The organism is Telluria sp. BA11 (assembly GCF_056680305.1).
In genome coordinates this window covers 2,177,742-2,192,710 of the sequence record NZ_CM155275.1, presented here as the reverse complement: position 1 = coordinate 2,192,710, position 14,969 = coordinate 2,177,742, and the positions used below count along the sequence as shown (strand labels likewise).

The 14,969-nt window shown below is 64.9% G+C and carries 13 protein-coding genes; 7 read left to right on the top strand and 6 right to left on the bottom strand.

The annotated features are described in order from the left end of the window. The first annotated feature begins 20 nt into the window (after positions 1-20). The gene (locus AC1MGT_RS09600; protein ID WP_499503990.1) at positions 21-1,799 is read left to right on the top strand and encodes a sensor domain-containing phosphodiesterase; all 1,779 of its coding nucleotides are present in this window, start codon (positions 21-23) and stop codon (positions 1,797-1,799) included. A 7-nt stretch (positions 1,800-1,806) separates the two neighbouring features. Here the strand turns inward: AC1MGT_RS09600 and mnmA are convergent, their stop codons facing one another. Together mnmA and AC1MGT_RS09590 are read right to left on the bottom strand one after the other, a co-directional pair. After that, positions 1,807-2,919, bottom strand: coding sequence for a tRNA 2-thiouridine(34) synthase MnmA (mnmA, locus tag AC1MGT_RS09595; protein ID WP_258835920.1), 1,113 nt, complete (start codon positions 2,917-2,919; stop codon positions 1,807-1,809). 21 nt (positions 2,920-2,940) lie between these two features. Continuing rightward, complete coding sequence (locus AC1MGT_RS09590; RefSeq protein WP_258835919.1) at positions 2,941-3,423, bottom strand: NUDIX hydrolase; 483 nt, start codon at positions 3,421-3,423, stop codon at positions 2,941-2,943. 248 nt (positions 3,424-3,671) lie between these two features. Between AC1MGT_RS09590 and AC1MGT_RS09585 the strand changes: the two genes are divergently transcribed. From AC1MGT_RS09585 to AC1MGT_RS09565, 5 genes are all read left to right on the top strand, one after another. Further along, positions 3,672-4,784 (top strand): Re/Si-specific NAD(P)(+) transhydrogenase subunit alpha, encoded by a 1,113-nt coding sequence (locus tag AC1MGT_RS09585; RefSeq protein WP_499503989.1) that lies wholly within the window; start codon positions 3,672-3,674, stop codon positions 4,782-4,784. Positions 4,785-4,837: 53 nt separating this feature from the next. Further along, positions 4,838-5,158 (top strand): NAD(P) transhydrogenase subunit alpha part 2, encoded by a 321-nt coding sequence (locus AC1MGT_RS09580; RefSeq protein ID WP_183556027.1) that lies wholly within the window; start codon positions 4,838-4,840, stop codon positions 5,156-5,158. Beyond that, complete coding sequence (locus tag AC1MGT_RS09575) at positions 5,155-6,612, top strand: NAD(P)(+) transhydrogenase (Re/Si-specific) subunit beta (protein WP_499503988.1); 1,458 nt, start codon at positions 5,155-5,157, stop codon at positions 6,610-6,612. The genes AC1MGT_RS09580 and AC1MGT_RS09575 overlap by 4 nt, the downstream gene beginning before the upstream one ends. Positions 6,613-6,744: 132 nt before the next feature. After that, positions 6,745-7,350 (top strand): TetR/AcrR family transcriptional regulator, encoded by a 606-nt coding sequence (locus AC1MGT_RS09570; protein ID WP_499503987.1) that lies wholly within the window; start codon positions 6,745-6,747, stop codon positions 7,348-7,350. Between the two features lie 89 nt (positions 7,351-7,439). After that, complete coding sequence (locus tag AC1MGT_RS09565; protein WP_499503986.1) at positions 7,440-8,126, top strand: type 1 glutamine amidotransferase domain-containing protein; 687 nt, start codon at positions 7,440-7,442, stop codon at positions 8,124-8,126. A gap of 112 nt (positions 8,127-8,238) precedes the next feature. Here the strand turns inward: AC1MGT_RS09565 and AC1MGT_RS09560 are convergent, their stop codons facing one another. The 4 genes from AC1MGT_RS09560 to AC1MGT_RS09545 are packed head-to-tail and all read right to left on the bottom strand — an operon-like array spanning position 8,239 to position 12,524. Further along, positions 8,239-9,387: an FAD-dependent monooxygenase gene (locus AC1MGT_RS09560; protein ID WP_499503985.1), complete on the bottom strand. Its 1,149-nt coding sequence runs from the start codon at positions 9,385-9,387 to the stop codon at positions 8,239-8,241. Then, positions 9,384-10,730 (bottom strand): Xaa-Pro aminopeptidase, encoded by a 1,347-nt coding sequence (pepP, locus tag AC1MGT_RS09555; RefSeq protein WP_499503984.1) that lies wholly within the window; start codon positions 10,728-10,730, stop codon positions 9,384-9,386. Before pepP ends, AC1MGT_RS09560 begins: the two co-directional genes overlap by 4 nt. Then, positions 10,727-11,449: an N-acetylmuramate alpha-1-phosphate uridylyltransferase MurU gene (gene murU, locus AC1MGT_RS09550; RefSeq protein ID WP_499503983.1), complete on the bottom strand. Its 723-nt coding sequence runs from the start codon at positions 11,447-11,449 to the stop codon at positions 10,727-10,729. Before murU ends, pepP begins: the two co-directional genes overlap by 4 nt. 10 nt (positions 11,450-11,459) lie before the next feature. Then, complete coding sequence (locus AC1MGT_RS09545; RefSeq protein WP_499503982.1) at positions 11,460-12,524, bottom strand: aminoglycoside phosphotransferase family protein; 1,065 nt, start codon at positions 12,522-12,524, stop codon at positions 11,460-11,462. A gap of 113 nt (positions 12,525-12,637) precedes the next feature. On the opposite strand from AC1MGT_RS09545, the gene AC1MGT_RS09540 reads away from it, so the two are divergent. Further along, positions 12,638-14,914 carry an LPS-assembly protein LptD gene (locus tag AC1MGT_RS09540; protein WP_499503981.1) on the top strand — a complete coding sequence of 759 codons (2,277 nt, stop codon included), beginning with the start codon at positions 12,638-12,640 and terminating at the stop codon, positions 14,912-14,914. Positions 14,915-14,969: the final 55 nt, after the last annotated feature.

Here is a 14,969-nt window from a genome sequence, read left to right as displayed (position 1 = left end):
CATCGGCGCGTCGTCTTTTCATGAATCCTCCGCTCTTTCAACCGCACTGTGTATCGCCCCAGTACGAGACTGCCCGTCTCGATGCCTTGCGTCGCCTGGAACTGCTCGATACGCCGCCAAGCGAAGCATTCGATCGCATCACGCGCATGGCGGCGCAGCTGTTCGGGTTGCCGATTGCAGCGGTGTCGCTGACCGACGCCAACCGTCAATGGTTCAAGTCAAAGGTCGGTATTACCCACGACACGATCCCGCGGATGAAAGCGCCATGCGCCATGGTGGCCGATGAGCGCGAAGTGCTGATCGTGCCGGATCTGCTGGAGGATCCATATTTCCGCGACAGCCCGCTGGCGGACGGCGGGATCCGCTTCTATGCCGGCGCGCCGCTCACGACCAGCGAGGGCTTTTGCCTGGGCGCGATGTGCGTGCTCGGTACTGAACCGCGCCAGGTCAGCATGGCCGAGCGCCAGGCGCTGACGGACCTGGCAACCATGGTGATGGCGCAGATCGAACTGCAGCATGCGTTCGGCCGCGTCGATCCGGTCAGCGGCCTGCCGAACCGCAACCAGTTCATCATCGACTTCAACGACCTCGAACTGTATGAGCCGAATGGCGAAGTGCGCACTGCAGCCCTGATCAGCCTGGCCAGTCCGCAGGAGCTGAGCGATGCCCAGCGCGTGATGGGTTCGAGCTATCTCGACGACATGGTGCGTGAAACGGTGCCGCAGCTGCGCCTGGGCGGCGCCGGCAAGATCTATCATGTTGGCAGCACGCAGTTTGCGTTCTTCGCGCCGCGCGGCCTGTCGATCGAACCGTTCTGCGAGCAGATGCAGTTGTGGCTCGACGCGCGTGCCAGTTATGGCCAGGCGCGCCTGATCACGACGACGACGGTGGGCATCGCGCCGTTCACGGTCGGCCACACCGAGGGCCTGGACCTGTTGCGCAATATGCACAGCGCGGCGCACGATGCGCTGGCGGCCGAGCGCTGCGTGCGCGTGTTCTCGTCACAGCACGACGCGATCCTGCAGCGCCGCTTCTGGCTGGTGACCGAATTCGGCGCCGCGCTCGCGAGCGACGACGAACTGCATCTGGTGTTCCAGCCCAAGGTCAGCCTGCTCGACAGCGGCTGTGTCGGTGTCGAAGCGCTGCTGCGCTGGAACCATCCGACGGCCGGCGCGATCTCGCCCGGCGAATTCATGCCGGTGATCGAGACGACGTCACTGGCGCGCGCCACCACCGAGTGGGTGCTGCGCGCGGCGCTGCGCCAGATGGTCGCGTGGCGCCTGGACGGCCTGGCATTGCAGGTAGCGGTGAATGTCTCGGCCGTGAACCTGGAAGAGCCGGATTTCTGCGATCGCGTGCTGATGGAGTTGCAGCACCATGGCCTGGCGCCGTCGTGCCTCGTGATCGAGCTGACCGAAAGTGCGCTGATGCGCAACCCGAAGGTCGCGCAGGCCACGCTCGAACGCCTCGGGCGCGCCGGCGTGCAACTGGCGATCGACGACTTCGGCACCGGCTACAGCAGCCTGTCATACCTGCAAAGCCTGCCGGCAAACGTGGTCAAGATCGACCAGAGCTTCATGCGCAACCTGGTCCAGGACGAACGCTGCCGCGCGCTGGTGGGCACGATGATCAAGCTGTCGCACGACCTCGGTCACAAGGTCGTGGCCGAAGGCGTCGAAACGGTGGAGGTGGAAGATTTCCTGCGCCTGGCCGGCTGCGACGAGATCCAGGGCTACCTGCACGCGCGGCCGCTGGCGCCCGCTGTGCTGGTGGAATGGCTGGCTGCGCGCCAGCCTTGATGTGTCGTCAGGCGGCGCTTGAGCGCACGTCGATGATGCCGCCGCCCAGGCACACGTCGCCGTCGTACAGCACGGCCGACTGGCCCGGCGTGACTGCCCATTGGGCTTCATCGAAGTCGAGCGCAAAGCGCGCGTCGCCATCGGCCAGCACGCGGCAGGCCATGTCGGCCTGGCGGTAGCGGGTCTTGGCCGACAGCGCGCCGGCCGCTGGTGCGTGGCCGGCGATCCAGCTGGCCTGGCCGGCTTCGAGCCGGTCCGACAGCAGCCATGGATGGTCGTGGCCCTGCACGATGTAGAGCGTGTTGGCTTCGATGTCCTTGCGCGCGACGAACCATGGCTCGCTGATGCCGTCAGCAGTCTTGCGTGACTTCAGGCCTCCAATGCCGATCCCCTTGCGCTGGCCCAGCGTGTAGAACGACAGGCCGACGTGCTCGCCCACCTGCGTGCCGTCGTCGAGCCGGATCGGGCCCGGCTTGTAGGCCAGGTAGCGGTTCAAGAAGTCGCGAAACGGCCGCTCGCCGATGAAGCAGATGCCGGTCGAATCCTTCTTGGCCGCGTTGGGCAGCTGGAGTTTTTCGGCGATCTTGCGCACCTCGGTTTTCGGGATCTCACCCAACGGGAACAGCGACTTGGACAACTGCGCCTGGCTCAGACGATGCAGAAAATAACTCTGGTCCTTGGTGGCGTCGAAGGCCTTGAGCAGCTCGAAGCTGCCGCTGGCCGTGTTTTCGCGCACGCGCGCATAGTGGCCGGTGGCGATCAGGTCGGCGCCCAGCTTCATCGCATGGTCGAGGAAGGCCTTGAACTTGATTTCGGCGTTGCACAGCACGTCCGGGTTCGGGGTGCGGCCGGCCTGGTATTCGCGCAGGAACTCGGCGAATACCCGGTCCTTGTATTCGGCGGCGAAGTTGACCGCCTCGATGTCCACGCCGACCACGTCGGCCACGCTGGCCGCGTCGATCCAGTCCTGACGCGTCGAGCAGTACTCGGAATCGTCGTCGTCTTCCCAGTTTTTCATGAACAGGCCGACCACGTCGTAGCCTTGTTCCTTGAGCATCCAGGCCGCGACCGAGGAGTCGACTCCGCCCGACATTCCGATCACGACTTTTTTCTTGCGCATGTTACGTCCGTAGTGAATTCTTCAGATCCCGCCTTCGAACACCGAAGGGTGGGTGTGCAGCAGGGAGAGCGGGGTGCTCTGGCCGGCCAGGTAGTCGTCCACGCAGCGCAGCACGATCGGGCTGCGGTGGCGGTCGACGGTGGCGGCGATTTCGTCGCGCGTCATCCACATGGTGCGCAGGATGCCCTCGTCGAGCGGCTGGTCGAACTGGCGCCCGACGCTGCCGGCAAAGGTAAAGCGCAGGTAGGTAACGTCGGCATTGCGCGACTTCGAGTGATAGCGCGACATGTACATGCCCACCAGCGAGCGCGGGATGAACTCGTGCGCCGTTTCTTCGAGCGCTTCGCGCACCACCGCCTGTTCCAGCGATTCGTGCGGGTCGAGATGGCCGGCGGGCTGGTTCAGCTTGATACCTTCGCTCGTCTCTTCCTCGATCAGCAGGAACCGGCCCTCGTGCTCGATGATCGCTGCCACGGTAACCGATGGTTTGAAGATATCGCTCATGCCTGTCCTTGAAAATGAGCCGGTATTCTACCTTGACAAGGCCCGTGTTTGCTCAGCCGGTCGCTTCCTGCAACGTTGGCATGTGGTTAATCGGGCTTGATCTGTCGCAAAAACAACCATCATGGCCCGGTGCGCCCTGCACGGTCTCTACGGATGATCAAATCGGCCACGCAAATTTAATATTTGAACAATCACTGTAAAGACGTGATAGATTTGCTGACGCGGCAGTTCAACGAATGGAGGGATCCATGAGAATCGGTATTCCGGCCGAAACCCGGCCGGGCGAGACCCGTGTTGCAGCCACCCCCGAGACCGTGAAAAAGCTGGCCGCGCGCCACGCGGTCATGGTGCAGGCCGGCGCCGGCCTGCACGCGGCGGCGCCAGATGCGGCGTTCGAGGCCGCCGGCGCCGTCATCGTCGATGCCCCTGGCGCGTTCGGCGCCGACCTGGTGCTCAAGGTACGCAGTCCTGCCGCCGGCGAACTGGCCATGATGCGCCGCGACGCGGTGCTGGTCGGGATGCTCGATCCCTTCGATGGTGAGAATCTCGCCGCGCTGGCCGCGGCCGGCATCACCGCCTTTGCCCTGGAAGCGGCGCCACGCATCACGCGTGCGCAGTCGCTCGACGTGCTGTCGTCGCAGGCGAACATCGCCGGCTACAAGGCCATCCTGCTGGCCGCGAATACCTACGGGCGCTTCATGCCGATGCTGATGACGGCGGCCGGCACCGTCAAGGCTGCGCGCGTGCTGATCATGGGCGTCGGCGTGGCCGGCCTGCAGGCGATCGCCACCGCCAAGCGGCTGGGCGCCGTGATCGAAGCGTCCGACGTGCGCCCGCCCGTGAAAGAGCAGGTGGAGTCGCTCGGCGCGAAATTCATCGACGTGCCGTATGAAACCGACGAAGAGCGCGAGATCGCGGCCGGCAGCGGCGGCTATGCGCGCGCGATGCCGGCCGACTGGATGCGGCGCCAGGCGCAGCTCGTGCACGAGCGCGCGAAGCTGGCCGACATCATCATTACCACGGCCCTGATTCCGGGACGGCGCGCGCCGGTGCTGATCGGCGAAGACACGGTGCGCGCGATGAAGCCCGGGTCCGTGATCGTCGACATGGCCGTGGCGCAGGGCGGCAACTGCGTCCTGAGCGAGATCGGCGCCACCGTCCTGAAACACGGCGTGCACATCATCGGCGAGCCCGATCTGGCCACGCTGGTGCCGGCCGACGCCTCGGCCCTGTATGCGCGCAATGTGCTCGATTTTCTCAAGCTGGTGATCGACGCCGACGACCATTTCCATATCGACCGCGACGACGAGATCGTGCGCGCGACCCTGATGTGCAGCGCCGGAGAACTGCTGCGCAAGTAATACGTTGGCAAATAAAACGTTGGCATCGTTGACAAGAACGGACTGGAGACACCATGGACATCAGCCACACCGTCATCAACCTGATCATCTTCGTGCTGGCGATCTACGTCGGCTACCACGTGGTCTGGACCGTCACCCCGGCGCTGCACACGCCCCTGATGGCGGTCACCAACGCGATCTCGGCGATCGTCATCGTCGGCGCCATGCTGGCCGCCGGCCTGACCGAAGGCGTGACGGGGCGCGTGGCCGGCACGCTGGCCGTGGCTCTCGCGGCCGTGAACGTGTTTGGTGGCTTCCTTGTCACGCAGCGCATGCTGGAGATGTTCCGCAAGAAGGCGCCCAAGGCCGCCCCGAAGCAGGAGGATGCGGCATGAACGCCATCAGCATGAACCTGGTCACGCTGTTCTATCTGGTCGCCTCGGTGTGCTTCATCCAGGCGCTCAAGGGTCTGTCGTCACCATCGACGGCACGCCTGGGCAATGCGTTCGGGATGGCCGGCATGGCGATCGCCGTGCTCACCACCATCGCGCTGATGCTCAAGCTGCAGGAGCGGCTGCAGCAGGGCGGGGGACTGGGATTCGGCCTGGTGCTGCTGGGCGTGGTCGTGGGTGGCGCGATCGGCGCGACCGCCGCGAAAAAGGTCGAGATGACCAAGATGCCGGAGCTGGTCGCAGCGATGCACTCGCTGATTGGGCTGGCCGCCGTCTGCATCGCGATTGCGGCGGTGGCCGAGCCGTGGGCCTTCAACATCACGACGCGCGGCGAGCCGCTGCCGTTCGGGAACCGGCTCGAGCTGTTCATCGGCACGTTCGTCGGCGCGGTAACGTTTTCGGGCTCCGTGATCGCGTTCGGCAAGCTGTCGGGCAAGTACAAGTTTCGCCTGTTCCAGGGCGCGCCGGTGCGCTTTGCGGGCCAGCACATCCTGAACCTGTTGGTCGCGATTGCCATTGTCGCGCTGGGGCTGGTCTTCTGCTTCGCCGAGGGCCTTGAACCCGCATGGGGCGCGTTCATCGTGATGGCGGCGCTGGCGTTCGTGCTGGGCGTGCTGATCATCATCCCGATCGGCGGAGCCGACATGCCGGTGGTGGTCTCGATGCTCAACTCGTATTCGGGCTGGGCGGCGGCGGGCATCGGCTTCTCGCTGAATAACGCGATGCTGATCATCGCCGGCTCGCTGGTGGGCTCGAGCGGCGCGATCCTCTCGTACATCATGTGCAAGGCGATGAACCGCTCGTTCTTCAATGTGCTGCTGGGCGGTTTTGGCGGCGAAGCAGTGGTTGACGCCGGTGGCGCGAAAGAGCAGCGGCCCGTCAAATCCGGCTCGGCCGAAGACGCCGCGTTCATCCTGCAGAATGCCGAGTCGGTCATCATCGTGCCCGGCTACGGCCTGGCCGTGGCGCGCGCGCAGCACACGGTCAAGGAACTGGTCGACAAGCTGACCGCGCACGGCGTGACGGTGCGCTACGCGATCCACCCGGTGGCCGGGCGCATGCCGGGCCACATGAACGTGCTGCTGGCGGAAGCCGAAGTACCCTACGACCAGGTGGCCGAGATGGAAGACATCAACGGCGAATTCGGTCAGACCGACGTGGTCCTGGTCCTGGGCGCCAACGACGTCGTGAACCCGGCCGCAAAAGACCCGAAGTCGGCGATCGCCGGCATGCCGATCCTGGAAGCCTACCGGGCCAAAAGCATCATCGTCAACAAACGCTCGATGGCCTCCGGCTACGCGGGCCTGGACAACGACCTGTTCTACCAGCCCAACACGATGATGGTCTTCGGCGACGCCAAAAAAGTCATCGAAGCGATGGTCAAAGCCGTCGACTAAGCAATAGCCCAACAATTAGGGTCAGAGTCGAATTATTGGCTAATAGCCTTCAGGAACGCTGACCATTCAGCCTCGCGCTTCGCTTGAGTGCGGCGCTAGACGACTGGTCTAATTTTGCTGTATAGTAGGTTCATGGCAAAAGCATTGACATCCGAATCGTCCGGCGTTCGTGACACTATCCTCGACGTCGGGCAACGCATCATGGCCGGCAAAGGGTTCTCGGCGGTGGGCCTGAACGAGATCCTGGTCTCGGCCGGCGTGCCGAAGGGATCGTTCTACCATTACTTCGGCTCGAAGGATGCCTTTGGCGAAGCGCTGCTGGCCAGGTATTTCGACGCGTATCTGGCAGAGATGGATGTCACGCTGCGCAATCCGGATGCCACGATGGCCGGCAAGTTGCTGACCTACTTCGGGCAATGGCGCACGAACCAGTCATTTGATGATTGCCAGGGCAAGTGCCTGGCCGTCAAGCTGGGCGCGGAAGTGGTCGATCTGTCCGAGCCGATGCGTTTGACGCTCAAGCAAGGTACTGCCGGCATTGTTGCTCGTCTGGCCGAGGCCATCGAAGGCGGCATCGGCGACGGTTCGCTGAAGGTGGAGGGCGAGGCAGGGCAGGTGGCGCAGAGCCTGTATCAGCTCTGGCTCGGCGCCAGCCTCATGGCCAAGATCGCGCGTGACGCGGTGGCGTTCGATGCGGCGCTGGCGACCACGCGGCGCCTGTTGCAATTGCCTGAATGAAACGAATACCAAACGCTTCAAGTGAAGCGTTTTTTTGATACGTAATCTAGACGACTGGTCTATTAACATCAACAACAAGGAGCCACACCATGAACATCCTGATCGTTCTTACCTCGCACGACACCCTGGGCAACACCGGCCGCAAGACCGGCTTCTGGCTCGAGGAGCTGGCCGCGCCGTACTATGCACTGAAGGAAGCCGGCGCCAACATCGTGCTGGCTTCGCCTGCCGGTGGCCAGCCGCCGCTGGACCCGAAGAGTGATGATGAATCGGCCCAGACCGATGACACCCGTCGCTTCAAAGCCGATGCCGCGGCGAACGCGCAACTGGCCGCGACCGTGCGTCTCGATACCGTCTCGCAGGGTGACTTCGATGCCGTGTTCTACCCGGGCGGCCACGGCCCGCTGTGGGACCTGGCCGAAGACCGCAACTCGATCGCGCTGATCGAGTCGTTCATCGCTGCGAACAAGCCGGTGGCGCTGGTGTGCCACGCACCGGGCGTGCTGCGTCACGTGAAGAATACCGATGGCACGCCACTCGTGCAGGGCAAGCGCGTCACGGGCTTTACCAATACCGAAGAAGCCGCCGTTGAACTGACGGACATCGTGCCGTTTCTGGTGGAAGACGAGCTCAAGGCAAAAGGCGGCAACTATTCGCGCACCGATGACTGGGGTTCGTATGTGGTCACCGATGGCTTGCTGATCACCGGTCAGAATCCGGGTTCGTCGGCGGCCACGGCCACCAAGCTGCTGGAAGCGCTGTCCCGCGCTGCCTGACAGGACGCGGCGGCCGCCAATACATCGCCGTTGGCAATGTATTGGCGGCCATTTAACAAAACGTTGTCAAACAATTCGACTCTGACCCCAATTGTTGGGTAATTGCTTGGGGTTAGCGGCGGCCGAACATCATCAGGTCGGCCAGCAGGGTACGGGCGGGGCGGGTCAGGTCGAGGGCGGCCAGGCCCAGGCCGAGCAGCGGTTGCAGCGGACCGGGGATCGTGAAGGCGCGGGCCATCGTGTCGGTCAGACCGATGGTCGTGCGGCGGTCGCCTGCGCGGTCTTGTGTGAAGCGCGCGATCGCTTCTGGGTCGATCCCGCGCGCCAGCTGGCGTGCCAGCACGGCGGCGTCGCGCAGGCCCAGATTCAGGCCCTGGCCGGCCACCGGGTGCAGTGTTTGCGCGGCATTGCCGATGGCGACCGTGCGCGCCGTGGCGCGTGCTTCGGCGTTCAGGCCGAGCGGGAACGCGCTGCGCGACGATACTTTCGTGAAGGCGCCCAGGCGGGCGCCAAACGCCTCACCCAGCTGCGTCAGGAACCGCGTGTCGTCCAGCGCCAGGATCGCCTGTGCGCGTTCCGGGCGCATGCACCAGACCAGCGCGTACTGGTGGCCATCGGCGCCGTCTTCGGGCAGCAGCGCCAGCGGGCCTTCGTCGGTGAAGCGTTCGAACGCGCGGTGCGCGATCGGCATCGATGTCGTCACGCGCGCGATGACGGCGCTCTGTTCGTAGTCGCGGCTGCGGGCGCGCTGGTCCTGCGCGCCAAACAGGCCGCCTTCGGCCTGCACCGCCACCCGGGCACGCACCGTGCTGCCGTCGTCCAGGTGCAGCAGCGCCGCATCGGGCTGCTCATCGAGCGATGTCACGCGCGCCGGGCGCAGCGTCAAGACGCCCGCCTGCTCGCCGATCTTCGCCAGCGCATCGACCACGGCGCCGTAGCGCGTCACATAGCCCAGCGCCGGCACATCATGGTCTTCGCGCTGCATCAGGCTGCGGCCCAGCTGGCCGCGGCGCGAGACGTGGATCTCGTGGATCGGCGTGGCGGCCAGCGGCCAGGCGCCGACCTCTTGCAGCAGTTGCGCGCTGCCCCACGACAGCGCGATCGAACGCGGATCTGTAATCGCCTGGCCCAGCGACTTGCCGTCGATGAGCGCGATGCGCGCTCCGGCAATACCGCGCCGGACCAGAAAGCCCGCCAGCGCCAGGCCCACTGGCCCCGCGCCGCAGATCGCCACATCGACGTCGTAAGTTTGGTTCGTCATCGTGCTGCCTTCATCCATGCTTCAATCTCCGCCACGTCTTTCGGTACGCCGTCCGTCAGGATGCGCGCGCCCGTATCGGTAACGACGACGTCGTCCTCGATCCGGATGCCGATGTTCCAGTATTGTTCGGGCACGCCGTCGGCCGGCCGCACATAGATGCCCGGCTCCACCGTCAGCGCCATGCCCGGCTGCAGCGCGCGCGATGGTTTGTCGGCTGTCGACACGTCGCGGTACAAGCCCACATCGTGCACGTCCATCCCCAGCCAGTGGCCGGTGCCGTGCATGTAGAACTGGGCGAACGCGCGCGTGTCGATCGCGTTGTCGATTGAGCCGACCTTGCGTTTGTCGAGCAGGCCCAGGTCGAGCATCCCTTCGGTCAGCACCCGTACCGCCGCCTCGTGGATGCCGCTATAGGGCTGCCCGGGCCGGACGGCTGCCAGCGCTGCGGCCTGGGCGCGCAGCACCAGGTCGTACAGCGTGCGCTGCGGCGCCGTGAAGCGGCCATTGGCCGGATAGGTGCGCGTGATGTCGCCCGCGTAGCCATCGACTTCGCAGCCGGCGTCGATCAGTACCAGCTCGCCATCGAGAATGCGGCGGTCGTTGGCAATGTAGTGCAGCACGCAGGCATTCGGCCCCGATGCGACAATCGACGAATACGCCGGCGCCTGCGCGCCGTTGCGGCGAAACTCGTGCAGCAGCTCGGCCTCGATCTCGTACTCGATCATGCCGGGCCGCGTGGCGCGCATCGCGCGTGCATGCGCCGCAGCCGAGATGGCGCCGGCGCGCGCCATCAGGTCCACTTCGTGCGCGTCCTTCAGCAGCCGCATCTCGTCCAGCAGCACCAGCAAGTTGTGCGTCGTCGCCGGCGCCGTCACGCCCGTGCGGCCCAGCGCGCGCACGCCCTTCAGCCAGCCGGTGAGCTGCGCATCGAGCGCTGCGCTGTGGCCCGGCGCGTAGTACAGTGCGGGTGCATTCGACAGCATGCCCACCATGCGGTGATCGAGTTCGTCGACCGGATACGCCTCGTCGAACCCGAACGTCGTGCGCGCCGCATCGGGCCCGTAGCGAAAGCCGTCCCAGATTTCATGGTCGGGGTCTTTCGCGCGGCAGAACAGGATCGCGCGGGCAGGGCGCGCATCGAGCGCCGCCACCAGCACGAGGCAGCTGTCAGGCTCGGCGAAGCCGGTCAGGTAATAAAAATAGCTGTCGTGCCGGTACGTGTATGGGCTGTCGCCATTGCGCATGACTTCGGGCGCCGTGCTGAGCACCGCTACCGCGCCCGGCTGCATCTGCGCCAGCACGCGCGCGCGCCGGTCCGCATGCACGGCGCCCGCCGGCATCATGGCGCCGACTTGGCCGGCCGCAGCGGCGCGTTCAGTTCTTCGAGCTGGCCGACGGTGCCGACATTGACCCACTGGCCGTGATACACCTCGCCACCGATGCGACCCTGCTCGATGTACTGGCGCATCAGGGGACCGAACTTGACGAACTCGCCCGCGCGGATGCCGTCGAACATCTCGGGCCGGTAGACGCCAATGCCGGCAAAATTGAACTTGATGTCACCCTCGTTACGCAGCGTGTACATGTCGAGCGCAAAGTCGCCTTCCGGGTTGTGCCACGGGTTCGGCGTAAGCCACAGCCAGGCGATGTCGCGCTGGTCGACCGCATAGACCTGGCCCACCGCGTCCTTGTCCTTGAGCGCGTCGAGCGCCTCGGTGAAGTCGAAGTAGGGCGCATAGATATCGCCCGATACCGCCAGAAACGGTTCGTCGTCCAAAAGGTGCAGCGCATTGGCCACGCCGCCGGCCGTCTCGAGCGGGCTCGGTTCGTGCGAGTAGACGATGCGCGCGCCGTAGCGGCTGCCGTCACCCAGCTCGGCCTCGATCATGTGACCCAGGTGCGAGTGGTTGATGACGATGTCGACGATCCCGGCGCGCACCAGGTTCAGCACGTGCCAGGTGATCAGGGGCCGGCCGCGCACCTTGAGCAGGGGCTTCGGGCAGGTGTCGGTGAGTGGCCGCATGCGCTCGCCGCGGCCGGCGGCAAAAATCATCGCTTTCATGATGGTTGCCTTAGAAGGTGTAGCCGAACTGTTGCGGCTTGTCGTCGACTGCGTCGAGCAGGCGCAGCAGCGGCTTGAGTTCGTTGTAGCGGTTGGCGGTCTTGCGCACGTAGTCGAGCACCGTCGGCAGGTCGCCCATGTAGTGGGCCTTGTTGTCGCGGTAGTTCAGGCGGCAGAAGATGCCGAGGATTTTCAGGTGGCGCTGCAGGGCCATGTATTCGAAGTCGCGGTAGAACGCGTCGATGTCCGGATTGACCGGCAGGCCGACGCTTTTGGCGCTTTGCCAGTAGCGCACCACCCAGTCGAGCACCATGTCTTCGTCCCACTGGATGTAGGCGTCGCGCAGCAGCGAGGCCAGGTCGTACGTGACCGGGCCATACACGGCGTCCTGGAAGTCGATCACGCCCGGGTTGTGCTGGTCGAGGAACATCAGGTTGCGCGAATGGAAATCGCGGTGCATGAACACCTGCTGCTGCGCCAGCACGTTGGCGGCAATGGCTTCGAATACGCCATTGAGCTGCGCCTGCTGCTTGTCGTCGAGCGTCACGCCCAGGTGCTTGCCCAGGTACCACTCGGGGAAGATGCCCAGTTCGCGCATGACGAAGGCGCGGTCGAACTCGGGCAGCACGTCCGGCTGGCTGGCCATCTGGAACTTGAGCAGCGCATCGACGGCGTCCGAATACATGAAGGCGGCATTGTCGATGGACAGGCGCGACAGGTAGGTGGTGTTGCCCAGGTCGGACAGCAGCAGGAAGCCCTGTTCGACGTTGCGCGCGGCAATCGCCGGCACGCTCACGCCGGCTTCCAGCAGCAAACCCTGCACGTGGATGAAGGCCGGCACGTTTTCGCGCTCGGGCGGGGCATCCATCGCGACCAGCGTCGCGCCCAGCTTGTCTTGCATGTCGGCGACAACGTCGTAGCGGAAGTAACGCCGGAAACTGGCGTCGACGGAGGCGCGGCGGCCGGACGCGACATCGACCAGGCCGGTCGTGGCCAGCCATTCGTTCAGTTGCGACAGCCGGGTATCTGGCACTGCGTCGGCGGAGGCGGAAAGGTTTTGAGACAAAGATGACATGAAGCGGCCTGATGAATCCGGTTGGTTGAACTAATTCCCCTATAATAAGGGATTCATCCCAAAAAAACCGCCCTTTATGGCGCACGTCGATTCTCCATGAGCTGCGATTTTCCATGAGCTGGTCCTCGGCCCAACCATTCCCACCACGACACGTGCTCGCACTGTATGCAATGGCTTCGGTCACTGCAATGCCTGCGTTCGCCCAGACGCCCGCCACCGTCAACGTCACCGCCCCTGCACCAACGGCCCAGGCCGAGGACGAGCTTCCCGTCACCGTCAAGGCAGAGGATATCGCCGGCCGGCCCGACCGCCGGCTCGACCTCTCCCGTAACGTCGAGATCACGCGCGGCCAGACCGGCATGACCGCCGACACGGCCTGCTACCTGATCGTCGAAGACCAGGTCACGGCCACCGGCAACGTCGACATGTGGCGCTTTGGCGACCGCTACAAGGGCGACGAGCTGCAGCTGAACCTCGAAACGGGCAAGGGCTACCTGCTCAACCCGACGTATTTCATGGCGGCGAACAATGCCCAGGGCCAGGCGAGCCGGATCGACTTTTTGGGTGAACAGCAGGCCGTCGTGCGCGACGGTACCTACAGCACCTGCGAAGGACCGGATCCCGACTGGTATCTGAAATCGAGCACGCTGCGCCTGGACAAGGGCCGCGACGTCGGCACTGCCGGCAAAACGGTCATCTATTTCAAGGATGTGCCGATCCTGGGCACGCCGGCGATGTCGTTCTCGCTGTCGGGTCAGCGCCGTTCGGGCTGGCTGCCGCCAACCGTCGGCTTCGGCTCGCAGGGCAAGGCCGAGGTGATGGTGCCGTACTACGTCAACATCGCACCGAACCGCGACCTGACGCTGTACCCGCGCATGATGTTTGACCGCGGCTTCCAGCTCGGTGCGACCGGGCGCTATCTGGGCAGCACCTACAACGGCGAAACCCACGTTGAAGTGCTGCCGGACGACCGCCAGACAGGCACCACGCGCTGGCGCGCCGACTCGCTGCACAACGGCGCGATCAAACCGAACTGGTCGTACGGCTGGAACCTGCATGGCGCATCGGACGACGAATACCCGTCTGACTTTTCGCGCACTGTCGCCGCCAGCGCCGAGCGCCAGCTGCTGCGCGAACTGCGCACCGATTACTCTGGCCAGTACTGGAGCCTGTCCGCGCGCGCCCAGAATTACCAGGTGCTGCAGGACCCGGCGGCCGCCACCAATCCAAGCCTGACGGTGCCGCGCCCGTACGACCGCCTGCCGCAGATTAACTTCCGTTCGGCGCGTTACGACGTGGCGGGCTTCGACTGGGCGGTCGACGCCGAGGCGACCCGCTTCGCCCACCCCACCGACGTGGGCGGCTCGCGCGCCGTGGTCCAGGGCCAGGTCAGCTATCCGATCGTGCGCCCGGGCTGGTTCGTCACGCCCAAGCTGATGTACAACGCGGCCCAGTACGATCTCGACGACCATGCCACGCGCCTGGGCAAGCCGACCAAGTTGACGCGCTCGATTCCGACGGTGTCGTTCGACAGCGGCATGGTGTTCGAGCGCGATGCTTCGCTGTTCGGCAAGTCCACGACGCAGACGCTCGAACCGCGCCTGTTCTATGTGTACACGCCGTACGAGAACCAGGACGATGTCCCGCTGTTCGACACGGGCCGCTCTGGCTTCAATTATGCCCAGCTGTTTTCCGAGAACCGCTACGTTGGCCTGGACCGCGTGTCCGACGCCAACCAGCTGACCGCGGCGCTGGTCTCGCGCTTCATCCAGGAAGACGGCGCCGAGCGCCTGCGCCTGGCCATCGGCCAGCGCCTGTACTTCGAAGAGCCGCGCGTGCGCATCGCGGGCGAAGCGGCGCAGCAAAGCCGGTACGACCTGCTGCTGGCCGCCGGCGGCACCATTTCCGAGTCCTGGACCTTCGATAGCGGCGTACAATACGATGCGGCCGGAAGCAGTCTGTACAGCTCGAACGTGAGCGTGCAGTGGCGTCCGGGGAAGATGAAGGCCGTGAATGCCGAGTATCGTTATCAGCGTGACAGCTTCCGCAACATCGACCTGTCGGCGCAATATCCGATCTCGCGGCGCTGGTATGGCGTCGGGCGTGTCAGTTATGCGCTGCGTTCGTATGGCGTGGGGCAGGCGGTCAATCCGTCCACTGGCAGCAAGCTGATCGAGAGCCTGATCGGTCTCGAATACCAGGCCGATTGCTGGGTGTTCCGGATGGGCGCGCAGCGTTTCGTGACCGCAGCCCAGACGACGTCGACGCCGATCTTCTTCCAGCTCGAGCTCAATGGCTTGTCGCGCCTGGGCCTGGGCAATCCGCTCGAGTCGTTCAACAAGAGCGTCCCGGGTTATACGCGACTGAACGCTGGCCTCGGCCGGCCCTAAGTCAAATTTCAGACTCGGTGTCCATACTTCGTCGTCCAACCTGACGTGAACAATC